Raw genomic sequence first — 383 nt, forward strand, 5'->3', positions numbered from 1 at the left:
CGCCCGCCACGTCTCCGGCCGGGAATTCTCCCTGGAACTGGCGCTGACCGGCCGGATGGTGCCCGAGCTGGAACGCACGATCCTGCGGGCGACCGCCCCGGAGAGCTGGAGTTGAGCATGCAGGACGAACCCTCCGGCGCCACCCTCCTCGACGCCGCCCGCCGTGCGCTCATCGAGGACCTCGTGCCCGGCGTCGCCGGCCGGCCAGTCTCCGTCGCCCTGAGCGTCGCCGACGCCATCGGCATCGCCGCCCGCGCGATCGCACAGCCGGATCGTCGACGGGAGACCGACGCGCAGCTCTTGGGCGCCCCGGGCGTTGACGCGCGGGTCGATCGTGCCCGGGCGTTCCGCGCCGCCTCGAGTCTTGCCGATTCCGGCCCGTC

At 74.4% G+C, this 383-nt stretch carries 1 protein-coding gene; it reads left to right on the top strand.

The features are described from left to right. Window positions 1–117: 117 nt before the first annotated feature. Window positions 118–383: hypothetical protein (locus MKL11_RS27690; RefSeq protein ID WP_243949415.1), on the top strand; the 266-nt coding region annotated here is incomplete at its 3' end.

It is taken from the genome of Methylobacterium sp. J-077 (assembly GCF_022829365.1).
Taxonomy (GTDB): Bacteria; Pseudomonadota; Alphaproteobacteria; order Rhizobiales; family Beijerinckiaceae; genus Methylobacterium.